A 23,614-nucleotide genomic window follows, 5' to 3' on the forward strand; every position below is an offset into this window, starting at 1 on the left:
GCCGACAGATCGCAATGTTCGGCGTATTTGTGGTGTGGCGCGGCACCTTGGCCCCGAGGCGTTCGGGCTTGCGGCGCTCGCCATGGTGGTGCCCAATATTCCGGCTGCTCCGGTAACGAGGGGTCTACCTGACGCCAATATCCAGCGAGAGGAAATCGATCCCATCCACCTTGGTTCGGCTTTCTGCCTCCTTGCGGCGACAGGCGTTGCGATCACTGCACTTATCTGGATATCCGCCGGTGCCATCGCGGCCGCGTTCGACCAACCGTGTTTGGAGGCGCCCATAAAATGGACCAGCGCCATCGTTGTGATCCAGGCGTTTGGTGTCGTACCGGCGGCAGTCCTCAAAGCGGCAACTGAATTTTCGACTGTTTTGCCGTCGCACGCTTACAGGCTCGGTAGTCGGCGGCGCGTTGGGGCGTAGGCATGGTTATCGCTGGTGTGTTTGCGTGTGGAGCCTCGTGTGGATGCAACTCACGAAGGCCGCAGTCGAAACCGCCATTGCGTTGTGGTTGAGAAGAATGACCCGAAAGCGCTTGCAGCCCAAATCATCGGCCTTCTTGGAGATCCAGGCAGGCGGCAAAACTGGGACGGCAGGGAGCCGCGCTGGTCGCCGATCTCTATTCGGGGGAAAAAAGCCCAGTCGACCCGGGACCTGTACGATAAGGCCCAACCGTTCACGGCTTGGAAAGGGAAACCGCTCTTTCGCTCAGCGCCGGGCCTTGAACGACGTGAACACCGAGCCCGTGTCATCTCCCCACTCCCAGTTGACGGCGAGTCCGACCCGCAAAATTTGAAGGGCGGCATCATCGGGATAGATGTCGGTGAGGCTTCGCTGCATCACCAGTTCGTCGTCGATCAAGATTGCAAACCGATTTCCGTCGAATGCAACGCGCATGCGAAAACGTTTTCCCCAAACGACCTTGTCCGCCACATTGGTCCAAACCGCGTCATAAAGTTCCTCAAAGCCGAGCCGCTTGATGAACACCGAAATCGAAGCACCCTGGTAGACGTCGTCGAGCCAAGTCGTGACACAAACGTAGTTGTCGCTGTCTTGCCAGAAAAGCAGTCCTGCCCGGCCGCGCTGATCTTGTCCTCGGCGCTCCCCAGGAGGCTCGATTGTCACCTCGAGATCGGCGAATCCCGGTAGGTCCCATGGCAGTGAATAGAATGTTCGACCCGGGTTCGGTCTGTCTACGCTCGCGCGCACACGGGCGCTGCCCAGCCCGTCGACGTCGATGACCCCGGTGCCCAGTGTTCTGGCCCATTGCCCGCCGCCCAGCTCCGACGTGCGGCGATCTAGTTCGCCGGCAGTACCGGTAAAGCCGTCGGCGTAGGACAGGCTTGCTCCGAGTTGCTTCCAAGGTGCCCCCAGAGGCGCCATTAATGGGATGGGAACTTCGCAAGGATGAGCCTCGAAATTATGCCAGCGCGGCTCGCTGTCGAAGCTTTTCCATATACCTACTCCGGTAGCGTTCTCGACTGAATCGGCCTCGACAGACGCTTCGAAAAGGCGAAACCCGTCCAGAAAGCAGCTCACCTGACCGTTCCAGTCAAGAATCTGGACCGAATGGGTAGTACACTCGCGCAAAGCGTGTTCCGTACCGGTCACGATCGCAATCTCTTTGCCCGATTGCTTGCGCACCAAGGTCCATCCGAGCGTCGACAGTTTCAGCACCCAAAAATTGTCCTTGTCCCGAAACCGAAAGACGTGACCACACACATCCGAGACGGCGCCAATTTCCAGCAGTCCGTGGATCAATCCTGAAGGGCGACCAGGATCGACGACGGATAGGTTACCGCCAGCGTCCTGCGAAAAATGCCACCGCCCCCCGATCGCAGCGATTTGCCCCGGCCAGCCTTCAACGAGTGCATCGGCAGCGTGGGCGGTGCCAAACAGCGTCGAAAATTCAGGTATCCGCCCGACTTGAACCGCTTGGACGCGTGTGTCGACCCGAAACCCGATCTGGCCAAGTGCCGACTGATGAACACCCGCAAACAGCTTTTCGTCCTTGTTGAAAGGATCGATCGCGATCGGACGCATCATCGGAAAAGCGGCAAGACCGTGAGCTTTTTGGTCGGCTGCCGCATAATAGATAGCGCCCTGCTCTCGCAACGCCACGACGTAATAGACATGAACGTTCTTTAGGCGCCGAAACGCACTAAGGCATTGCTTTCCTACACGAGCCCACAACTCGCCGTTTTCGCCTTCGGCGGCATGCACGACAAAGCCGCAGCCCTCTTCCACGGGATTAATCGGCGCCTCACTGGGGAACCAACCGACAGCCAGGTTCTCGTCGATGTTCGATCCCCGGTAGGTCCTGGAGGTGCTAAGCGTCCACCACCAAAAACGGCGAAGGGTGAGCCTCTTTCGTGGCGCACGCATCAGGGAAACCAGACGGCCGGGCCATGGGTCAATGCCGGGTCCTCGCAGCCAACGGTAGACTCGCCTGGCGAGGTCTTCAGGCAATGGCGATCCCTGCGATGTGTTGTGGCCGTTGGTGATCGAGACCAATAGGACCAGACCAGCCTCTCGCTGAAAGGGACCATAGGAGATCCCTTGCCGGCCCCAGCCTGGCCTGACGAGCGGCTGGAAACGAAGTGCGCCGTGATCGATCGCGATCTGATGTTCGATGTCGCGTCCTCGCCTGACACCTCCCTTAACTGCCAAGGTGCCAATTACCGCACCGCGGGCGCGTTCGTCTTGAAAATTGTCTGCGACAAGAACCTCCGGCCGGGCAACGCCGGACCCAGCCTCTTCAGCAGTTTCTGCCCAGTCATGACGGTGCAACAACTAGACCCTCCTCACGTCGTCATGGACTGCGCGAGAATCGTACGAGGTTCTTCAAGGCATCGATGACGTGTCGCAGCCCCGGGCAGAAGTCGCGCACCGTCTCGCTTTTCCCGTTTGATCACGCTTGCTGTCCTTGCATGAGATTCCCTTCGATAGCGCCGCAAATATAGTTCTTAGGCGCCCACCGGCTGCGCCAGGACGTGTTCGACCCGCCATCCTCCATTGCCATAGGAGGCTGGCAGCGGTTTCAATGCGTAGCCTGCAGCAGTCAGGAGTTCCGCGATCTTTCGGGCCTTGCGGTCGAGCCCCTCGCGTGATGCATCGTCGACCTCATAAATCACCTTCGGACGGTGCCTCCGCAGCGTTTCCGTCATACCGCCCAGGACGTCGATTTCGGCGCCTTCCACGTCGATCTTGACCAGCGAGGGCGGCCTGAGGCCTCGGTGGGCGATGGCATCGTCGATAGTGACTATGCTGACTTCCAGGCGGCCATTCATGTCCGGCGGTGCTCCCGCCGAGGCAAGTGTGGCGCCGCCGATGTGATGGGCGAGCAGAAGCTGGCCACGACCGGTTGTCGCGCCCGCGGCTTCGGCGAACACCCGTATCGTGTCGAACCCACTGAGCCGCGCACTTTCTGCGACAGCGGCGGCGTTGCGGGGGACAGGTTCGAACGCATAGACCTGGCCGCGCGGCCCGACGCGGCGCGCGGCGATGAGACAGAAGAAACCGATATTCGCGCCGATGTCGAAAAAGGCGTCGCCGGGCGCCAGGTTTGCCGCGATCGCCTGTTGGATGGGCGGCTCGTACGTGCCGCGAACAAAGTTCGGGTCGGCGCTCTGCGCCACGAGCTTGAGACCGGCAGCCTCTCCCTTGGCTATGACGCGCGCGTCGCAGAACACGCCGAGGAACTTTGCCGTCAATCTCACGCGCTCTTCCCCAATCTGCGACGCCTCGGGACGCGGGCCAGCCGTGCCGCTCGCCGCGAAGGTGACAGATTGTGCACCCGGGATCGAGCCCGACAACGGTTGGCCGCCTCCTACTTCCTCCGGCTGATCGCTACTCCGATTGTCTCATTCTGGGTATCTGCCGGCCGGCCTTTCGGTCCAATGGAACGGTGGGATCGTTGTGCCAGACACGGATATCCTTGGGAGCATCCCACCCAATTGAAACGAACTCGCGATCGCCGTCGCCGTCGAGGTCGACCGCGCGGGCGCCGAGATGGTTCTCCAAACCTTCGCCGACCAGTTGCTCGACGAACCGCCCGTCCAGATTGCCATGATGAGGTCCGGCCGGCCATCGTCATTCATATCGGCCACCGAAAGACTGTTGAGGGAGCCACGCGAGGTGATTTCCTGCTGCTCCCAGTTTGACCTGATGTCGCCGGGATTGCGCACCAACAGGCCTTTGCGTGGTCGGCCTGCCCCTTTTCCCCACTCACGACCATGTCGGTTCGCCCGACGCCGTCAAATCGGCGACCGCCACGCGCTCCGGTAGACCATGTTGGGAACATTGGCGACGTCGTGGCGCTGCCAATCGGCAGAGCCATCTCCCGGATTGCGCCACCATGCGACCTCCTTTTGCATTCCCGGTCGTGGCTGCAAGGTCAAGCAGGCTGTTGCCGTCGATATCGGCGAACGCGATCCCCTCGTCAGAGGCCTCAGGGCAAATGCGGGTTCGCGGCCCCGCCGCCGTGTCGTCGGGGATGGGAACACCGCTTGAGACCGCAAGCTCCGGCCGGCCGTCAGCGCGCGGCTTTGAGGAACATGCGATCGGCGAGGTTCCTGCCGCCAGCCACGAGCTCGGGGCTCAGGGCCATGCACCGGCGCAGATCGTCGAAGGCTTTGGGTCGAACCCCCGAAGAGGTCATCAACATGGTCCGCAGACGGCGCTTTCATATGAGTGACGTACACGCTTCGTGGTTGCGAAGCGAAAAGCAACTGAGCGATTGCGACTTCGATCTTGCCGACATGATGCTTAGCCATGCCGTCGGGAACACGCAGGAATCTCACCCGATCGGCAGATCCGCCCAACCGGCAAACCGCCTCGATCGCTTCGTCCTCACCGGTGATCCGCTGGGCCTCCATATCAAGCCGAATTGAATGGGATGCCGAACCGTCGGTAACGAAAATAAACCGGATATCGGCGCCCGAGCTGAACTTCTTGCTGGCGACCCCTCCACATCCCAACGTCTCATCATCGGGATGGGGTGCAATGATGACAGCCGACGCCTGCCAGTCTGCTACGTCGAATGGATGAGACCGCTTATGCATCGCTGTATCGAGCATAGCGCCAATCGTATGCCTGACGTCATGCATCGATGGTTCCGATCATCCCTTCTTCGGTGTGGTTCAACCCGACCTGCGCATGGTAGCAAAACACTGTAGGCGATTGGGGTGAGAAAACAATGAAGGTAGGAATTCTGGCTGGCGGATTGGGAACACGGCTGGCGGAAGAAACCGAAATCCGGCCGAAACCAATGGTCGAGATCGGAGCAAAGCCGATCCTCTGGCATATTATGATGCATTACTATGCATACGGCCACCGCGAATTCGCTGTCGCGTTGGGATACAAGGGCGAATACATCAAACGCTGGTTCAGTGACTATGTAGCATTCGATGGCAGCTTGACTGTCAATGCCGCATCGGGAAGCGTCAAGCGCCACTCGAACTCGCTGCCTGATTGGTCCGTCGATCTTGTGGAGACGGGGCTGAATACCCTGACGGGCGGCCGCATAAAACGCCTGATCGACTGGATGGGCGACGAGACATTCATGCTCACCTGGGGCGATGGCGTTTCGGATGTCAACCTTGATAAACTGATCGCCTTCCACAAATCGCATGGCAAGCTTGCAACGATGACGGCGGTGCGTCCGCCGGCACGCTATGGGCACATCGAATTCGATGGCCATCGCGTTGTCGACTTCACAGAAAAACCACAGGCCTCAGAGGGTTGGATCAATGGCGCCTTCTTCGTGCTCGAGCCGGGCATAAAGGACTATATCGATGGCGACGACGTCATGTTCGAACACGCGCCAATGCAACGGCTCGCAACCGACGGCCAACTGATGGCATATCGCCACGAATCCTTCTGGCAATGCATGGACACCATCCGCGAAAAGCATCTCCTTCAGAAATTGTGGGACAGCGGGCAGGCGCCCTGGAAAACATGGGAATTGATCGATGAAAGTACTGGTTACAGGCCACCTCGGCTACATCGGTTCCGTCCTGACTCCGATGCTGCTTGAACGCGGCCATCACGTCACGGGACTAGACAGCGACATCTTCCGGTCATGCACTTTCGTAGGGACGTTGGCCGAAGTGCCGACGATCGAGAAAGACATCCGTGACATCGAAATCGACGAAGTCGCCGGCTTCGACGCGATCATCCATCTCGCAGGACTTTCAAACGATCCGTTGGGGGACTACCGACCCCTCCTTACCGAAGAGATCAACTGCGGCGCTTCGGTCAGGCTTGCGCAGCTCGCCAAGGCCGCCGGTGTCCAGCGGTTCCTATATGCCTCCTCTTGCAGCAATTACGGCGCGGCCGGCGACAGCTTTCTAACTGAAGATGCTCCCTTCAACCCGGTGACGCCCTACGGCGCCTCAAAGGCAAATGTGGAGCGAGCGGTCGCGCCGATGGCGGATCAATCGTTCAGCCCGACATTCCTGCGTGCTTCCACTGCCTACGGCCTGTCGCCTCGCATCCGCTTCGATCTCGTCGTCAACAACCTGACCGCCTGGGCCTACACGACCGGCCTGGTCTATCTCAAAAGCGACGGCTCGCCATGGCGTCCGATCGTCCATGTTGAGGACATTTCGCTGGCCTATATTGCGGTACTCGAAGCCGAGCGAGAGCTGGTCCACAACGAGGCATTCAATGTCGGCTTGACCACGGAAAACTATCAGATTCGGGAGATCGCGGAGTTGGTGCAAACGATCGTTCCCGACAGCCGCGTGAAGTTCGCGCCCGACGCCGGGCCAGACAAGCGGTGCTATCGCGTCGACTGCACCTATATTGGTCGCCGCCTGCACGGTTTTAAGCCGCAATGGACGGCGCGGCGCGGTATCGAACAGCTCTATTATACATTTCGCGCAGCAGGCCTTGCACTTGGGGATTTCGAGGGCGAGCGATTCAAGCGCATCGCCCATGTGCAGAAGCTGATCCAAGATGGCGAACTGGATACCGATCTGCGCCGCATGCCGCAGTTTGCGGTAGCGGTTTGAGCAAACACAGCCGGGAGCCATGGCCATGATGATTGCTGGTGCAGCATCTGTAACCGAGCAGGTTTGCCGCTCCTGCGGCGGGAGTCATATCGACACGTTCCTGAAGCTCGGCACGACGCCACTTGCCGATCGGCTTCCCGTGAGCGTCGACGATGACCAGGAAGAGCCGGCCTTCCCACTCAACGTGGCCTTCTGTTGTGATTGCAGTTTGGTACAGATCACGGAAACGGTGAACCCCAGGATTCTGTTTGCCGATGCCTATCCGTACTACTCCTCGTTCTCGCAAGCGCTGCTGAGGCATTCCCGAGACAATGCGCGTGACTTGATCGAGCGTCGTAACTTGGATGCCAACAGCTTTGTGGTCGAGTTGGCGAGTAACGACGGCTATCTCCTGAAGAACTATGTCGAGGCGGGCATACCAGTACTCGGCATCGACCCCGCCGAAGGACCTGCCGCCGCTGCGGAGAAAATAGGCGTGCCGACACGCCTGGCCTTTTTTTCCCGTGAACTGGCGGAGAAGCTTCGCCAAGAGAAGATGCGGGCCGACGTCATTCACGCAAACAACGTTCTCGCCCACGTGGCCGACACCAATGGTTTTGTTGCAGGCATTGCGCGGTTGCTCAAGGATGACGGCGTTGCGGTGATCGAGGCGCCATATGTCGAACCAATGATCGACCATTGCGAATTCGACACGATCTACCACGAGCACCTCTGCTATTTTTCAGTGACGGCATTGGACAAGCTGTTTCGACGGCATGGCCTTTATCTCAACGAGGTAAAACACTTGTCGATTCATGGCGGTTCACTTCGCCTGTATGTCGAAAAGCGGGAACATGTCGGAGCGAGCGTCACCAACCAGATCGCTCATGAAAGAGCACGAGGGATTGACGCCATTGATTACTATCTCGATTTTTCCGCGACGGTCGATAAATTGAAAGTCGAGCTCTCCACATTGCTACACCGGCTGAAAGCCAGCGGCGCCTCAATTGCTGCCTATGGAGCAGCGGCCAAAGGCGCTACCTTGATCAATACGGTCGGCATCGGACGCGACCTCGTCGACTTCGTCGTAGACCGCAACACCCACAAGCAGGGCAAGCACATGCCCGGTCAGAAAATTCCGATCCGTTCTACGGAAGCTCTGTTGGAGGCGCAACCTGACTACGTTCTGGTGCTTGCCTGGAACTTCCTCGATGAAATCATGGAACAACAGGCTGAATATCGAGCCAGGGGCGGAAAATTCATCGTCCCCGTGCCGACCCCGCGGATCGTGTGACCGTGCAAGTCCAAAGCGCTGCCTGCGAGGCGCATGAACCGGCGACGAATTCGATGCGTCTTCGCGGCGATTGTCCGGTCTGTCGGTGCAAGGATCTGCTGCATTCGGTATCATTCGACGCCATCCCATTTTCGTGCAATTCCCTGCACCCTGACGCAAACTCGGCCGCTGCTGCGCCGACTGGCCAATTCGTTCTCGCGTTTTGCCGCAATTGTGAACATTTCTTCAACGCGGCGTTTGAAGACGGTCGGATCGGCTATACGCAAAACTATGAGAATTCCCTGCATTTTTCGCCGCGCTTCGTGGCCTTCGTCGAGGATCTCGCTGATCGCCTGTCCGCAGCTTACGCACTCGATGGAAAACTGGCCTTGGACATCGGCTGCGGCAAGGGTGATTTCCTCAAGCGACTTTGCTCAACCAGCGGCGCCAGAGGCATTGGCTTCGACAGGAGCTTCGAAGACAATCGGGGCGCGGACGTCGCCGGCGTTGAGTTCATCAATGACTGGTTCAGCGATGCCTATCCGGACATCAAACCTGACTTCGTTTCCTGCCGTCACGTCCTGGAACACATAGCTAACCCGATCGCCTTCCTGCAAGAGCTTCGTGCCCATCCCGGCGTTGAACCGGACACCGTATTTTACATCGAGGTGCCTAATGCCCTCTATACATTGCGCGACATGGGGATCTGGGATCTGATCTACGAGCATGTATCCTACTTCACGCCGCACTCACTGCGGGTTGCGATGGAGACAGCAGGATTCGAGGTGCTTGACCAGGGCGCATCGTTCGGTGACCAGTACCTCTTCATCGAAGCAAAGCCTAGCGAACCCCGGATGATGGCCCCGTATTCAAAATCTGAAAGGATCGATGCGCTCGTCCACCGATTCGACCGAACCTATCGCGACAAGGTCGCCTGGTGGCGCGATTACTTGTCAAACAGGGATCCGGAGCGGACCGTTGTCTGGGGTGCGGGATCGAAGGGCATTACATTCGTCAACATCGTTCCTGAAGGGGCGCGGATTGGGGCGCTGGTCGACGTCAACCCGCACAAGCAGGGGCGCTTTGCTCCTGGCACCGGGACACCGGTGGTTGCTCCCGAGAGCCTGCGCGGCAAGCCCCTGCAGTCTATCGTCGTGATGAATCCGCTCTATCGAGACGAAGTTGCCCAGGCCGCCTGCAAGCTCGGTCTCTCGGCGGAGATCATTGTGGCATAATTCGGCGATCTGCGGCTTGCGCTTTGCGTCTGTGATCCCACCGATGTCGATCCGGTCGAGGTTGACTGGAGCGCCCGCCTTGTAGGCAGCGACGAGAGGAAAATGCGGAGCCCAAGCCCACGTTGAAGTCGGGAATCCTTCCGGTATGGTTTTCAATGTTCAGGTCATGCGGGCGATCGCCGCGACTTTGGTGGTCTGGGTTCATACCCAGGAACTGATCGTGACCGACGTCCTTCCGCATTGGCTCAGGAGTTTTGGATACGGAGGTGTGGACCTATTTTTCGTCATAAGTGGATTCATCATGGTCCGCACGACACAAAATAAAAACATACGGCCCATTCAATTCTACAGGAAGCGTATCCTTAGGGTAGCCCCTCTGTACGCGTTTTTCACAATTCTTGTAGTGATTTTGAGCGCGACCATGCCTGATGTTTTAAACAGCACTCAAATAGAAGTTTCTCAAATCGCAAAATCTCTAGTTTTTATTCCGTTTGAGAAAACGCCAGATAGCCTTTACCCAATTTACTACCTTGGTTGGACTTTGAACTACGAAATGTTTTTTTACAGCATTTTTGCAGTCGCGTTGTTGTTGCCCAAACGCGCCAGGCTCATGGCGATCACCGCTGTTATCGTCTCTCTTGCCAGTATCGGAAACAGCATTGGAGGTCTTTCCGATTATGGGGTCGCGGCTTTTTTCTATACGCGGCCAATCCTGATGGATTTCGTATTGGGAGTGCTGGCGGCGAGCTACTTCCACGATTCGGCGCGCACCGCCAGAAATCCCATGAGGTGGTGGGTATGCCTCGCCGCCGGGGTCTCTTGGCTCGCTTTTGGAGGGGAAGTCATCGGTTTCGGCGACGTCCCCGTCTCGCCACCGACCGATACCTTCCTGAGGTTCGGCATCGCATCCGGCTTGATTGTGGCGGGAGTGGTCGGGCTGGAGCAATCGGGGACAAGGATCGGCTCTCCACTGATGCAACGTGCGGGTGACGCAAGTTATTCGATATATCTGTCACACTATTTCTTTATCGCGGCGGTCATCGCCGTTGCCAATCGGTTGGAGTTGAACGACGCTGCTCGCGCCCTGCTCGCGCCCGCCACCATGGCGGCGGCGGTAGCCGTGGGTTTCGCAACCTATCATCTGCTGGAGCGTCCATTCGCTGGTGACCTCGGCATCTACCAACGCCTCGCCAGGCTGTTTGTGGCACCGCCTCCCATGCAGCCGCGCGCCATTACCGAGGAAGCTGTGATGGGGACTACCCGGAAAGTCCAAAGGCCAGATGCCTTAGAGTCAGACTCACAATCTAAGACGACGTGAAACCAGTACTTTGCGATTTTCCGGATGAGCGGGTGGACTGACGCTCGGTAGATCCAGGCGGTGGCATTCGGCGACCCACCTTTTGCGGTTGACGGCCTGACTTTACCACTCCATCGACGTCGATCCGTTGCAGGTTGACCGGCCTCAGCCAGCAGTGTCGCGTATAGTCGGTTGAGCGGCGCATAAACTGCGCCCATTTAAGTGGCGTCTTGGACAGCGCCCGCCAAAGGGACAGCGAGTTAAGGCCGATCAGAAAGCGAGACCGGATGAGCTGCCCGCGCCGGTCAACCGCTGCATAGGTTACGAACCCGCGAAACGCAGCGCCGAACCTCTTCAGCACGGCATCAACCTGTACGTCGTAACGCTCGTTGGCGGCGAAACCTTGAAGCGACTTTGTTGTCCCGACTGGCCGCGTGTGTCTTACAACGACATCGTCAACTATGGCGTAACGCAACCAAGGCATGTCAGTCAGGCGGGTCCAAAGAAGGTCTATTCCCGTCTCGTAGCCAAGCCCGAATAATTTCAACGCCGTTTGCAGGCACCTGGCGCTGAACACCGGACACATCATCTCGACCGTGTTGGTATATCGCAACACGTATCGCTTGCCGCTGACAAGAGTCGCTGCGTAGGAGAAATAGCTGTCCCAAGACAGCGCTGGCTGAAACAGATCAAGTTTATATTGGCGGCCGATGGCGAACAGACGATTCAGGTCGAACTTTGTCGCCTCGATGTCATCGTCGATCAATGCAATGAGATCATACCGCGTCACAATTTCAGGGTAGCATTGAAACAAGGCATGATACCCGGCGATCTTGCGCCCCGGCAGAAATACGCTGAAATCGTTCTGTCCATGGGAGACGCCAGGCTCGTAGGCGGCGACGAGAAGATCGAAGTCGGCTTCGCCCGTCCCCTCAGTCCAGCCGGCATGCAAAGAGCTACGCCCTGCCCGGACGATCACCAGATTTCTCTTGCCCGAGCCCTCCGGCAATTTTCGAAAGGCTGACACTGCTGCGGCCGCGGGCGTGACTTGGCGAAGGTTCATGCAAAGCCTCCCGGCGGGCGCCGCACCAGATCACTCGTTTCTAGCCAGGAGATCGGTTTGAGACGGCATGAATGCGTTTCAGCGCTCCCAGCCCAGCGCCGCGGAGCTTGGTACGAAGCTTCGGAGAAACAACGCCCACAAGTTCCAGGCAAAATCTCGCGATGAGCAGCGGATCCAAGATCCATGCAACCAGATGAAACAGTGTCATACCCATCGGTGCTGTGCGCCTGTGCCGATAGGCAATCGCGACGAGGTGTTTTAGCCGCCTCGACAATTCAAACGCATTCGCATTAGAGCCGCCAGGATTTTGCCAAGCCAATCGTTCGGAGCTCGGCAACCGCACCGAACGCGTCGGATGGTCGCGGCTGTATAGTATCGCGTTGGGCGCGTGAACAAACGTCCCGAGAAGAGCCATCTCGGCCAGAAGCGCACAGTCGGAGCCGTAGTAGGGCTCGTGCAATGTCGTTTTGACTAAGGAATCCCGACGCCAAAGGCCGAACATCGCCGCATCCCATCCGTGCGCAGCAACCATCAACCGGAAGCGGGACGCGGGCGACGATCCTTGCATGTCCGGCAGCACCCTTTCGACATAGGAAGTCAGCTGCCCGGTCTCGTCGATTCCCAGCAGTCGCGGGTAGGCAATGACGTGGCGGGCATTCGCGTCAAGCGCACGCACGCAATCCGTCAAGAAACCACTGCTCAAGAGGTCATCGTGCGCGCACCATTTGAAATATTCGCCCGAGCTCAATTCGAAAGCTCGATTGAAATTGGCCGCGGCCCCTAAATTGCGTGCGTTTCGGACATAGCGGACGCGCTTGTCCCGCCGCGCGTATTCCAGACATATATCGGCTGTTCTATCTGTCGAAGCATTGTCGGTGATGACAAGTTCGAAATCATCGAAGTCCTGCTCAAGGATCGACTGGATCGCCTCGGCGACGAAATTCTCGCCGTTGTAAACCGGCATACCAAGGGACACTTGCGGCGACTTGGAATGTTCCATTTTCCGGGTTCTTCTTTAACGAAAGTGCGATCAGACCGCGACGATTTCGGGTCGCAGGTCCAGCGCTTTCAAGGATTGCGCCACTTCATTCAGGTATATCGGGTTCATGACGATGACCAAGTCAGGCGGAGTGTCCAACAGGTCGCTAGGCGCAATGACCGGGTGACCGGTTCCGGGCGTAAACTTGCCTTGCTTGTAAGGGTTGATGTCGACTGCTGCCCAGACTTCGTCTCCAAGCTGCAAGGTCGTGAGGAACGACACTGCCTTGGAGCCGCCGCCCCACAGGACGACCCGCCGGCCGGCGGCGTGCGCGGCGCGAATGCGCTCCTGCCAGGAATTCTGAACGGCTCGCACGCGAGCGGGAAAGGTTTCCGCCAAACGGTGCATCACTTCCAGATCGTGCTCGAGCGGTAGTCTCGGTGTCGTCCGGCCTGCCGACGGCCGGGCGTACTGAACGATGTACTGGTTGTCATAGACGAGTTCCAGATCGGTAACGTCGAAACCCTCCTGGCGAAACAGGCGCGCGTGCGCGCCAGGACTGAAATAGGAGCAATGCTCGTAGTAAATGTCCCAGAACGCGCTCTCTACGAGCACACGTTTTGCATCGGGCGTTTCGAAGACGGCCCAATCCTGGGTCCTTTTGCCGATCACCTTGCGGATCAGCCGCACGAAACTCGACACCGAGCTTACGTGTTCGAGCGTGTGGCGACAGAGGACCGTATCCGCCTGGAGATGCTGGTAGTCTGGTCCGAAAAAATCGACGATGATCTTGACGTCGCCGTACTCGTCATTACGGCCTTTGTCGGCTCGATAGCCTGGATCGATGCCGAGCCCGGTGGCGCCACCCGATATGCAAAGTTCGCGGAGAAATTCACCCTTGCCGCAGCCGATCTCCAACACGTGCTTGCCGGCTATCGCACATTTTTGTGCAATCTCGCGTGCAAGTCCCTTCGCGAAATTGTTGAAGGTGCTGGAAAAATGCTGGGATTCCTCAAAATTGGTCGAATAGCCCATGACCGTTTCGTCAAAGGCCTTGTTGAATATGAACCCGCATGCTTCGCAGAATGCGAGGTCAAGGTCGCGGCGGGGAAAGGCGTGGGCTGCTTGGGCCGAATTAAGCAGGACGCAGCTATGCACCGGGATGGATTCGACCCGGTAGATCGACCGGCTGACGGGCGCCGAGCAGCACGGACACGCGGCCGGTCGAAGCGCTTTGCTGTTGCTTGCCATGTGAAGGTCAAATGAATTCATTGTAGAATTGGCTCGATAAGTGAACCGGTTATATCGCGCGTCGAGCTCTCGGCTCCGAAGAGTTCATTGTACTCGGTTGCGCGAGCGAGTTGGACAGACTGGGCCAGGCCGAGGGCGTCGAGAATCGCCAGGTCGAATCTTTCCTCGGAGAACCGGGTCGCGTTCATGCGACAGGCGTGCGGCGTAATGGACAGCGCATTTTTCTCGAATAGATCGATGGCCCCAGCTACGGAATCGACGGCCTGACGGTCGAAGAGCACACCTGTCGGATGGGCGCTCTCGCCAAGCGGCCGGACAATGTCGCGCGCACCTCCGCGGCCGAAGGCGATCAATGGCGTGCCGCACGCCTGAGCCTCGGCAAGCGTTATCCCGAAATCCTCGCATCCAGCGAACACCATCGCACGAGCATTGGCGATTCTTTCGATGTATTCATGCCGCGGCAGATAACCGGTGAAGACTATGTTGGAGCCGGCAAGCGATCGCAGATGCTTGGATTGTACTTCGTCGCCTACAACAACCAGGCGACGCGACGGCGTTTTGCTGAACGCCTCAATTATCAGATCCGTACGCTTATACGGGGCGTGGAACGCGGCCGTGACGTAGTAGTCATCTTTGTTGACGACGAGTTTAAGATCCTCGATGGCGACGGGCGGATGGACTACCCGCGCGTCGCGGCCGTAAATCCGTTCGATTCGAGAGCGGACATAATTCGAGTTTGCCAGCATCAGGTCAGGACCATGTGCCGTTCGGGTGTCCCAGGTCCGCAGCCTGTGAAGCATGTAACGAAAGGCAAGACCTTTCGGTCCAAATCCCAAGCCGGCTTGCTGCAAATAGGAGAATTGTTCGTCCCACGCATACCGCACCGGACTGTGCACATAGCACAGGTGTAGTTGGTCTGGGCGAGTCAGAACGCCTCGAGAGAATGCGGCCGAAGAGGAAATTACCGCGTCATAACCTGTGACATCAAATTGTTCGATCATAAACGGACAGAGAAAGAAAAGTGACCTGTAGTACTTTTCCACGAACGGAAGTCGATTCATGCCGGAAACGTGGAAAATTACGCCTGGAAAATACTCTTCCTTGATTTCCTTCGGGAGAAAATCAAAGAGGGTGAAGACCTCGGCTCTCGGAAAAGTCTTGCAGATCCGAGCAAGGACCTGCTCCCCTCCCCGAAAGTTGGGGCACCAATCATGCACGACGGCGATGCGGGCGTTGCGGTCTATCGCGGCAAATGGCGTCTTGCTGATGGATCGCAAATGTTTGGCATCACGGCCCACCATGGTGGTTGCTTTCGGCTGTCGCACATGGCGCATGCTTTGCCCCTCACGGAATGTTGGCACCTTTTTCCGGAATTCTTGTTGCCCGGATGCTCAGCGACTGTGTGTCGTCCGTCCCGTCCAAACAAGCTGCCTATCGGGTTAAGCGCCGCACCTTCCCGAGGCCGGATGTACTCCAACGAGGTACGTCTCCTACTTCGATGGGCCTAAGCACGCCTCAACGCTAACCTTATGCGCAGGCTGTATCGGCGCGGCCGGCGGATTAGGATCATAGCGCGCTCACTTCGCAAGCAGTGGTCGCGCGCCGTATCTGCATCCATTGCCCGCGAGGAGAGAGTTGATCGTCGATGAAAGTGGTCGTGATCGTCGCAACGTTCGGTCGCAAGGAACAAGTGGCTCGGCTTCTCGCACAGCTTGAGCGACAGACTCTGCTCCCTGACGCGGTGATACTCTCGGCCCCCGACGCCGACCATATTCCCAGCACCACGGTTTGCCGGTTTCCTGTATCGAGCGTATTCGGAAAAACCGGCTTGCCGGCGCAGCGCAACATCGCGCTCGATGTCGCAGGCGACCGTTTCGACATAATCACCTTTTTCGACGACGATTTCATTCCTGCGGACGACTATCTCGAAGGCGTATCGAAGGCGTTCAAGCAGCAGCCCGACTGGGCAGTGGTGACTGGAAACGTGCTGGAGGACGGTGCGACGACTGCAGGGCTCACGTGGGACGAGGGTATCCAGGCGCTTCGCGAAGCCGGCACTGCGACTGAAGCGCGCGCCGTGGATCGACTCAGCGCCTATGGATGCAACATGTCGATCAGGGCGGCCCACATTTGCGGCCTGCGCTTCGATGAGCGGCTCGTGCTCTATGGATGGCAGGAAGACGTTGATTTCACCAGCCAATTGAGAGCCAGAGGGCGGGTCGTCTTTTTGCAGTCGATCCGCGGGGTTCATCTCGGCATCAAGAGCGGTCGCGTAAACGGCGTTCGTTTCGGCTATTCCCAGGTGGCCAATCCGATCTACCTCGTCCGCAAAGGGACCGTTCCATCGACGTTCGCACTTAGATTGATGGGCAAAAATCTGCTCGCCAATCTCGCGCGCAGCCTCTGGCCGGAACCCTATGTCGACCGGCGAGGGCGTCTGCGTGGCAATCTCCTGGCCCTTTCACATGTCGCAAGGGGCCGGGTGGAGCCCGAATATATTCTGAAGATTTAGTGCAGAGGTAAGAGATGCTCCAGGAACCGCCCTTTTCCGTCAACAGCGGCGCTCGTTCAAATCATCGAGTTCGGCGCCTGGGCAAGCTGTCCGATCGGCGCGGCGCTTGGCGCTTTCTCCACGTCGTGATGTCGGCGGTGATATCCTTGGCCTGCATGTTGGGTGTTTCGGCCGCAAACGCCAAAGATTATGTGCTCGGCCCGCAGGATAAGCTCCGCATCAAGGTCTACGAATGGCGTGCGTCGCGCGACACGATATTTGGCTGGGAGGCTCTCAACGACGAATACACGGTCGGTCCCAACGGCTCCGTTTCGCTACCGCTGGTCGGTGAAATCAAGGCCGCCGGCCTCACCACCGGCCAGATTGCGAACTCCATCGGCGACAAGCTGATGAAAAGTGTCGGCCTTATGCGAAAACCGAATACGGCGGTGGAAATCGCCCAGTTCCGACCGTTCTATGTTGTCGGCAAGGTGACGCAGTCGGGAGAATTCGCATATCGGCCCGGGCTGACCGTCTTGCAGGCATTGAGCATCGCGGGCGGATTGCGGACTCGAGAGGACAGGGACGCCAGGTTCGAGCGCGAGGTGATCCAAGGTCGAGGGGATGTGAACCTGCTTAGACTGAACGAGGCCAATCTCCTCGCTCGCAAGGCACGACTCGAGGCGGAACTCTCGCATGCCAGCGACATTCAGTTTCCAGCCCAGTTGACGTCGCGCATTCACGACGACGTCTTTGCTATGCTCATGAAGCAGGAGCGTTTGATCTTCCAAGCGCGCAGCGAAGGGTTGGACACTCAGATCAAGGCGCTTCAAGGTCTGCGTGAGTTCCTCCAGAAAGAACTCGCCTCGCTGGGAGCGCAACTCGTTTTCCTCGACAAGCAGATCGACTCGATCCAGAAAGAGTTGACAGCGGTCTCGGCGCTTGTGGTCAAAGGTCTTGCGGCGGCGCCGCGGGAATTTTCTCTAGAACGAGCCCTTGCCCAGGCGCAGAGCGAGAGGTTGTCGGCGGAAACCAGTCTGCTGCGCGGGCGTCAGGAAATCAGTAAGACAGACATATCAATTCTCGAACTCGAGGACGGACGGAAAAAGGAGATAACGATCGACCTGCGTCAAACTCAAGCTGAACTCGATGCTCTCGACAGCAAGACAGAAACAGCAAGGCGGCTATTGTACGAGTCGGCGGTATCTGCCCCGAATCTTCTTGCCCGCCGAGCAGACGCGGATCTGGCTGCGCCGATCTACACGATTTTCCGACCGTCGGCGGATGGTACGACGGCGCAAATACAAGCTAACGAGACGAGTGTCGTGGAGCCGGGAGACACGATCAAGATTGAAATACCACTGGCTCCGGATGAAACAGGCGCGCTGGACTTGACATCGACCGAGCGGCACGAGGCGCCGGGAATAGAACTCAAAGCAGAAACCGTCGGCGATACTGTAGGTATTCCGTAGCTCCCGGCGGATTTTGCTAGCAGGATGAGGTAGAAGCGCGCGGCAGCGCTTTTCTACAACGTACCGGGAGACGTCTGTGAAATTGGGATGCCACGAAGGCAAGTCGGCCGTCGTATTCCAACGCATACTTTCAGCACTACGATTCAAGCAGGAATGACAGCTTCGAAGGTCTCCCGAAGGCCAGTGCCGAAGACGGTCACGCCAGCGCTCACAAGAGCGACATGGCCGGCAGCCTATTCTTCACCCAGGGGTGGTTCGAAGATACACTTCCCACACAGTTGCCGGACGAAATTGCATCTGCGAATCTGGATGGTGACCTATACGATTTGATTTGGTCAAGGTCAGCTTGGAGTATGTGTATCCTCGCCTATCAAACGGTGCTGCATGTCTGATAGACTTACAGATCCTGGATTGTTCGACTCGGTCGGTCTCTATCCGGGGGTGAAGAAGGCCTGCGACGATTTCCTTAGCGATAAACCCGAAAGGTTGCGCTTTTGTTTTGTATGGTGGATTCGATAGCACTATGGGTTTCGGAGCTCATGGATACTTCCGAAAGCTCTGAGCCTATGTCGCGCGGCCGGGAACAGTGCCGACCTGCGATTGAACCACGTGTCCGCTGGAATCGCGCGAATGCCGGAGCGTCCTTACAGGAGCCTCAGCAACACTGTCGTCTTCAACAGGCAAGCGCCGGCTGACAAGAACAACGGCGAGAGGAATCAGGAATACGATACCCGGGTCGGCGCTGCCGCTTGCCAGGGATCCGGCCACGAGCGCCGACAAGGCGCAAGCGCGAACACTCGATGCGATCGCGTCGACTTCGGGATCGATGCGCCCGCGGCCACCTCGCAGCCCCCGCACCAGCATTGTCAACAGAACTGCCATCATCGCGGTGCCGAATAGCCCCAACTGGGAAAGCAGAGCTATCGGCCAACTCGAGGCGCGTGAGCTTCCCAACCCGACCCCCAGTCCACCTGTATCGAAGAAAGACTGCAGGCTCTTGTAGTTCCAGTAGCTGCGCTCCTGGCCGGAGGCTGATGTGACTTTGTTGATTACCGTGTTGTCGACAAGCTGCAAGACCGGATCGAAGAAATGCGGATAGAACAGACTGGCGGCCATCGCGGAGAGGAGCAAGGGCGCCAGCAACGTGATAAGCAGTGCCTCCGCCGACCTCAGCCGACCTGAAGCGAGCGACTTCACGATGGAAAAGACAACAGGCACGCTTACGATTGCAAGACCGACATAGGCGGTCGACGATGTCGACAGCAGCAGGAGAACGAACAGGGCCGCTCCCAACCCCAATGCGAATTTGGATCCGGTCTTGCGCCAATAGGTGTAGGTGAACGCCAGCCCTGCCAACGATGCCCCACCGAACGCCGATGCCTCTGAAAACGCGCCCGCGATCCGCCAAAACCCAGCTTCCGTGACCTGCGTCAGCATGGCGTAGCTGGCGGTACGGATCGGGGCGAGGATGTCGCCGGCGCCGAGCACCTTGCCCATCAGATCCAGGACGCCCATCAGCACGTGCAAGCTGAACCATAGGAAGAAGCCCCGCCTGATATCCGCTAACGCGCCGCTGCGCTGCAGCAGCAGACAGGCCGCCAGGAAGATCAACCCGCCCAGAATAAAGTAACCCGCCTGAGAGATATTGGCAGATACCGGCGCCAAGGCCGCTTCGTAGACGCCCCCGCCCGTGCGGGAAGCGACGAAGGCGCTCGTCTGCCCTGCAAAGAGCCTCGGAAATAACAGCGCTCCGATGCAGACATAGATCATCAGCGCGCAGACGATCCATGCGGCACCTATACGAACGAAGACCGCGCCTATTTCTCTCCAGATTCCCCGTCGAGCCAGCGCGGCTACTATCACGAGCATATCAAAGACGGTAAAGATAAGCGGCGATGAACCGCCAAGCGAGGTTATTGTCCCGATTGCCGTCGCACCAAAAGCCAGCGAGGCAATCAGTGCAGTGATCAGCGACCAGCGCATATAAACGACGAGGGCCAGGAGTCCCGTGCAAATCAGTGCCCCAACGAGGGAAACCTGCATTTCACACTCCGACCATCAATGATCCAGACCCTGACGGCGCCGCCGGAACCGCTGAGCTAAATGGTTGGCTTCACAAAAACGAGCGACTCTGATTTCCTTGGGACAGGGTTGGTCTTGCGCGGCGTAAATTGCCCCTGGAAGGAGGTCGCCGTGTTGCTTGCCATTGTCGGCGTTGCGGGCGTTGCCCTGACAATAGGGCTTACGCTGCGCGCGCCGGCGCTGATAGTGGCGACCTTGGTGGTGATCGTCGGCAGCATCGCTGTAGGCAGTTTTCTTCACCTGACTGTTCAAAGCACCATCCGCTCGACGTTTTATCTTGTTGTCGTCACCCAAATTGCCTATCTGGTCGGCCTTGCAATTGCCGTGCTGCGGCACCGCCCAAGACGACAATAGAGTGGGCGGCAATCCCTTGCGGGCGCCAATCGCTTGAGGCCGTTTCTGCCGCACCCCCTGACATAGCCAAGTTCAGGAGGTCTGATCAAACTTCATCATTGCCGGTATCGTCCGCATCAGGATCGAAAGATCGAGGCGTAGAGACCATGTCCGAACGTACCGCGTATCCAGCAATACGCGATGCGAATACTCGATCATGTTTCTCCCGTTTATCTGCCAGAGGCCGGTCAGTCCTGGCCGCGTCTTCAAATATTCATGCGATGCGGCGCCATAGCGTTGCAATTCGTCGGCAACGACAGGACGCGGACCGACGCAACTCATGTCGCCCCGCAAGATGTTGAACAACTGCGGCAGCTCATCCAGGCTCGATTTGCGAAGCATGTTTCCGAAAAACAGGATACGCGGATCGCACTTCAGTTTCTGGTTGGCTGCCCATTCCTGGGCGGCTTGTGGATTGCAGCTCAGATGCCGTTCGAGCACCTCCTCGGCATTCTGTACCATGGTGCGGAACTTGTAGCAGTCGAAGACCTTTCCGTTGAATCCAATACGGCGGTGAACGAACAGCACCGGACCGCCTGTGGTGGCCTTGATCAGAAGCGGGATCAGAACCAGGATCGGACTGGCCAGGATGAGCGCTGTCGAGGCTACCATCAGATCCAGCAGCCTCTTGGCCCAACCGCCGAGAGGCTGTCGCCGGTCGCCCCGCGCGTCGTCTTCAATGCTTGCCGTTTGCATATCCGGCTCAAGCGAGACGGTGCCATGGTCTTGGCTTGCGTTGAGTTGAGGCGACGATGGGTCTGGCGTGTTCGATGTGGCGGGCGCGTCGCTTTCACGCCGAAGAAGCAATGTCGCCGCAGGCCTGGCTCCGACCAGAATGGCCCAGTCTTCAATAGCCAAGTCATCGCAGTGCCGCAGGTTGCTTTCGATCACGTTGGACATTTTCGCTTGCGCTCGATTTCAGCTGTTTTCGTTTGCATTTTGTCAACGACGGATGATCTCCGGCAAGCAGGGAAAAGGTGGTAGATTGGGGATGATTGGCATCGGGGGCTACCCCTAAGATGCTAGGCTGGGGTACGGACGAATGGCTGCTCCGTCCAATGTGGCACGATATCGGAATCGATCGCCCTGCCAGGGGCGCAGATTCATTTTGACAGGCAGGTGTTCGAATTGACAGGCGGTGTCGAGACTTGCCGCTGGGCTCGCGCTCGACTGACACCGCCGCGAGGAAGACAGTATGTCAGCGCGGTGCTTGGCCTGCGCGCTTCCGGTAACGATGAGCCGAAACAGAACGAACACGTGTCATCAACACGCCAAGGACGGACGAATTGGTGTTTTTGAGTGTCTGCGTCAGGTCTTCCAGTTGATCAAGCGGCGTCACGCCCCACTGCGCCACCACAATCACGCCATCAAGAAGCGGGCAGACAGCAAGCCCTTCGGCACCTGAACTAAACGGTGGGAGCTCAACAATGACGACACTGTAGGCGCCAACGTCGCTCAGTAATTTCTCCATATTATCGGGAACAAGCAAATTCGTCGAACTCGACACATCGTTCTTCAGGTAATAAAACGATGTCTTTTCAATGAACTGGATTTGCGTGCCGATATCTTTGCGGCTCCCGGAATCCCCATCGATCACGTTGAGATCGGAGGACAAGAGAAGTTCGTTGGCCAGTGCCGACCTATGGTCGGCGTTGATCACGAGGGTCGCGGTGCCCGACACCCCACACAGAGCCGCCAGATTGCTTACAACGGTGCTCTTTCCATCACCGGGGGACACGGATGTGATTCCGATGCGACGTCTTGAAGGGGTGGCCCCGGCCAAGCCCATGATCGCCTTGACGCTCCCGAGGCTGCCGCTGAATGAAGAGTCCGGATTCTTGAGCACCTCGTCAAGCCGGCCAAAACCACCCCGCCTGAAACTGACCACCGGCAATTCTCCGATACAGGCCAGGCCCAGTTCGCGGCGGATCTGATGCGGAGTCCTCACGTTCCGATCGAGGCCGCGCCGCGCCACGGCAAATCCGATGCCAGCCACCATTCCGGCAAGTGCGCCAAAGGCGAGGATCAGCGTCTTGCGCGGCTGACTTGCTTTCTTTGGGCTCGTTGCGGATGTAATGACACGAGCATTGGCGATCAGATAAGGCTGCTGGTCGACCGAGTTCGTATACGCCCCGAGCAGGCTTTCATACATCTTGCGATAGGTGTCGGCTGTAACTTCCAACTGCTCTAGCGTTGTCTGGTGTGCTGGCTGTTCTTCGCTGGGCGCGAGACCCTGTCCCTCGATGGGCGTCTCGTCCTGACCTATGCTGTAGTCGTGTTTTGCGCGAAACTCCTGGGCGACCCTGGTCGCCCTGTTCATCTGATCGCCGACCTCCCGCATCCGCCTTTCCAACCATGCGATGCCTTCGCCGGCCGCTTTTGTTGTCGTTTGCACTTGCTCACGCACGAACGCCTCCGCTGTGGCGTTTGCGATGCGTGCCGCCAATGCCGGGTCCAGAGACTGGAACGTAATGTCTATTGCATACGAGACACCGACGCGCTGGACATCCAGGCCATCGCTGAATATTTCGACCGCGCTACGCCGACGCTCGGATTCCAGCTGCGGACTATTGGTTTGGATTCGATCCGGCCCGGGCAGCACTCGTTGGAAGAAATTGGTCAATGCAGCATAGCTGGTATTGAGCCCGCCGGCCTCAACGACACTCATCCAAGCCCTGCGAAACCTCTCGCCGATGTTCGGACCGTGCATATCCCTGAACGTTGGATTGTCCATGAGTCCAAGGTCATCGATCACCATCATCGCGATCTTCTGGGAGCGCAGAACTGCGAGCTGGCTCTCGACCTGAGCGGTATCGAGCGACAGATTCACTTCGGCGGGTTGCTGCTGAAGGTTTCTGGGTATCTTTGGTTCGATCAGGATCTGGGTTCGCGCGACATAAATAGGATCCGATGTAGCAAAGTAAAACGTGGCGCAAACGATTCCGGCGACGATGAACGCCAGTATCGAGAAAAGGTACTGCCGAACAAATGAAACAACGTCAGCGAGGCTGATAAAGTCCTGCGCGGCATCCGCCCCGAGCCATGGCTTGTGAGCAATTGCCGCCAACGGCCGGTCTAGCAT

General features: G+C 58.1%; 20 protein-coding genes. 10 read left to right on the forward strand and 10 right to left on the reverse strand.

The window, feature by feature from the left end:
• Window positions 1-82 precede the first annotated feature (82 nt).
• The gene (locus AC0L3L_RS09685) at window positions 83-424 is read left to right on the forward strand and encodes an oligosaccharide flippase family protein (RefSeq protein ID WP_473637389.1); all 342 of its coding nucleotides are present in this window, start codon (window positions 83-85) and stop codon (window positions 422-424) included.
• Window positions 425-709: 285 nt separating this feature from the next.
• On the opposite strand, the gene AC0L3L_RS09690 is transcribed toward AC0L3L_RS09685, so the two are convergent.
• From AC0L3L_RS09690 to AC0L3L_RS09700, 3 genes are all read right to left on the reverse strand, one after another.
• Window positions 710-2,794 (reverse strand): oxidoreductase, encoded by a 2,085-nt coding sequence (locus AC0L3L_RS09690; RefSeq protein ID WP_473637390.1) that lies wholly within the window; start codon window positions 2,792-2,794, stop codon window positions 710-712.
• Between the two features lie 173 nt (window positions 2,795-2,967).
• Window positions 2,968-3,720: an FkbM family methyltransferase gene (locus AC0L3L_RS09695; RefSeq protein ID WP_473489087.1), complete on the reverse strand. Its 753-nt coding sequence runs from the start codon at window positions 3,718-3,720 to the stop codon at window positions 2,968-2,970.
• Window positions 3,721-4,257: 537 nt separating this feature from the next.
• Window positions 4,258-5,109, reverse strand: coding sequence for a PIG-L family deacetylase (locus AC0L3L_RS09700; protein WP_473637392.1), 852 nt, complete (start codon window positions 5,107-5,109; stop codon window positions 4,258-4,260).
• 89 nt (window positions 5,110-5,198) lie between these two features.
• Here AC0L3L_RS09700 and rfbF point away from each other — a divergent pair, with 89 nt between their 5' ends.
• The 5 genes from rfbF to AC0L3L_RS09725 all read left to right on the forward strand — a co-directional run bounded on the left by rfbF (window position 5,199) and on the right by AC0L3L_RS09725 (window position 10,822).
• Complete coding sequence (gene rfbF, locus AC0L3L_RS09705; protein WP_473637393.1) at window positions 5,199-6,038, forward strand: glucose-1-phosphate cytidylyltransferase; 840 nt, start codon at window positions 5,199-5,201, stop codon at window positions 6,036-6,038.
• A complete protein-coding gene (locus AC0L3L_RS09710; protein WP_473637394.1) occupies window positions 5,974-7,017 on the forward strand; it encodes an NAD-dependent epimerase/dehydratase family protein in 1,044 nt (347 codons plus the stop codon). The genes rfbF and AC0L3L_RS09710 overlap by 65 nt, the downstream gene beginning before the upstream one ends.
• A 19-nt stretch (window positions 7,018-7,036) precedes the next feature.
• On the forward strand, window positions 7,037-8,290 hold the full coding sequence (locus AC0L3L_RS09715) for a class I SAM-dependent methyltransferase (RefSeq protein ID WP_473637395.1): 1,254 nt from the start codon (window positions 7,037-7,039) through the stop codon (window positions 8,288-8,290).
• A gap of 2 nt (window positions 8,291-8,292) precedes the next feature.
• Window positions 8,293-9,504 (forward strand): class I SAM-dependent methyltransferase, encoded by a 1,212-nt coding sequence (locus AC0L3L_RS09720; protein WP_473637396.1) that lies wholly within the window; start codon window positions 8,293-8,295, stop codon window positions 9,502-9,504.
• 145 nt (window positions 9,505-9,649) lie between these two features.
• Window positions 9,650-10,822, forward strand: a complete 1,173-nt coding sequence (locus tag AC0L3L_RS09725; RefSeq protein WP_473637397.1) for an acyltransferase family protein — start codon at window positions 9,650-9,652, stop codon at window positions 10,820-10,822.
• Here the strand turns inward: AC0L3L_RS09725 and AC0L3L_RS09730 are convergent.
• The 4 genes from AC0L3L_RS09730 to AC0L3L_RS09745 are packed head-to-tail and all read right to left on the reverse strand — an operon-like array spanning window position 10,809 to window position 15,395.
• Window positions 10,809-11,864: a DUF707 domain-containing protein gene (locus AC0L3L_RS09730; RefSeq protein ID WP_473637398.1), complete on the reverse strand. Its 1,056-nt coding sequence runs from the start codon at window positions 11,862-11,864 to the stop codon at window positions 10,809-10,811. The genes AC0L3L_RS09725 and AC0L3L_RS09730 overlap by 14 nt on opposite strands.
• A 40-nt stretch (window positions 11,865-11,904) precedes the next feature.
• Window positions 11,905-12,864: a glycosyltransferase family 2 protein gene (locus AC0L3L_RS09735; protein WP_473546209.1), complete on the reverse strand. Its 960-nt coding sequence runs from the start codon at window positions 12,862-12,864 to the stop codon at window positions 11,905-11,907.
• A gap of 30 nt (window positions 12,865-12,894) precedes the next feature.
• A complete protein-coding gene (locus AC0L3L_RS09740) occupies window positions 12,895-14,115 on the reverse strand; it encodes a class I SAM-dependent methyltransferase (protein WP_473637399.1) in 1,221 nt (406 codons plus the stop codon).
• Entirely contained in the window at window positions 14,112-15,395 is a 1,284-nt protein-coding gene (locus AC0L3L_RS09745) for a glycosyltransferase (RefSeq protein WP_473528778.1), read from the reverse strand. The genes AC0L3L_RS09740 and AC0L3L_RS09745 overlap by 4 nt, the downstream gene beginning before the upstream one ends.
• 344 nt (window positions 15,396-15,739) lie before the next feature.
• Between AC0L3L_RS09745 and AC0L3L_RS09750 the strand changes: the two genes are divergently transcribed.
• The 3 genes from AC0L3L_RS09750 (at window position 15,740) to AC0L3L_RS09760 (ending at window position 18,449) form a co-directional block, all read left to right on the forward strand.
• Window positions 15,740-16,606 (forward strand): glycosyltransferase family 2 protein, encoded by an 867-nt coding sequence (locus tag AC0L3L_RS09750; RefSeq protein WP_473637400.1) that lies wholly within the window; start codon window positions 15,740-15,742, stop codon window positions 16,604-16,606.
• Between the two features lie 128 nt (window positions 16,607-16,734).
• Window positions 16,735-18,057: a polysaccharide biosynthesis/export family protein gene (locus tag AC0L3L_RS09755; RefSeq protein WP_473637475.1), complete on the forward strand. Its 1,323-nt coding sequence runs from the start codon at window positions 16,735-16,737 to the stop codon at window positions 18,055-18,057.
• A gap of 221 nt (window positions 18,058-18,278) precedes the next feature.
• Entirely contained in the window at window positions 18,279-18,449 is a 171-nt protein-coding gene (locus AC0L3L_RS09760; RefSeq protein WP_473637401.1) for a TylF/MycF/NovP-related O-methyltransferase, read from the forward strand.
• A 172-nt stretch (window positions 18,450-18,621) separates the two neighbouring features.
• On the opposite strand, the gene AC0L3L_RS09765 is transcribed toward AC0L3L_RS09760, so the two are convergent.
• Complete coding sequence (locus AC0L3L_RS09765; RefSeq protein ID WP_473637402.1) at window positions 18,622-20,100, reverse strand: hypothetical protein; 1,479 nt, start codon at window positions 20,098-20,100, stop codon at window positions 18,622-18,624.
• A gap of 153 nt (window positions 20,101-20,253) precedes the next feature.
• Here AC0L3L_RS09765 and AC0L3L_RS09770 point away from each other — a divergent pair, with 153 nt between their 5' ends.
• Window positions 20,254-20,493: a hypothetical protein gene (locus tag AC0L3L_RS09770; protein ID WP_473637403.1), complete on the forward strand. Its 240-nt coding sequence runs from the start codon at window positions 20,254-20,256 to the stop codon at window positions 20,491-20,493.
• Between the two features lie 72 nt (window positions 20,494-20,565).
• Here AC0L3L_RS09770 and AC0L3L_RS09775 read toward each other — a convergent pair whose 3' ends face one another.
• Together AC0L3L_RS09775 and AC0L3L_RS09780 are read right to left on the reverse strand one after the other, a co-directional pair.
• Window positions 20,566-21,228 (reverse strand): sugar transferase, encoded by a 663-nt coding sequence (locus AC0L3L_RS09775; protein WP_473637404.1) that lies wholly within the window; start codon window positions 21,226-21,228, stop codon window positions 20,566-20,568.
• A gap of 502 nt (window positions 21,229-21,730) precedes the next feature.
• Window positions 21,731-23,614 (reverse strand): GNVR domain-containing protein, encoded by a 1,884-nt coding sequence (locus tag AC0L3L_RS09780; protein ID WP_473637405.1) that lies wholly within the window; start codon window positions 23,612-23,614, stop codon window positions 21,731-21,733.

The organism is Mesorhizobium sp. WSM4849 (genome assembly GCF_055811385.1).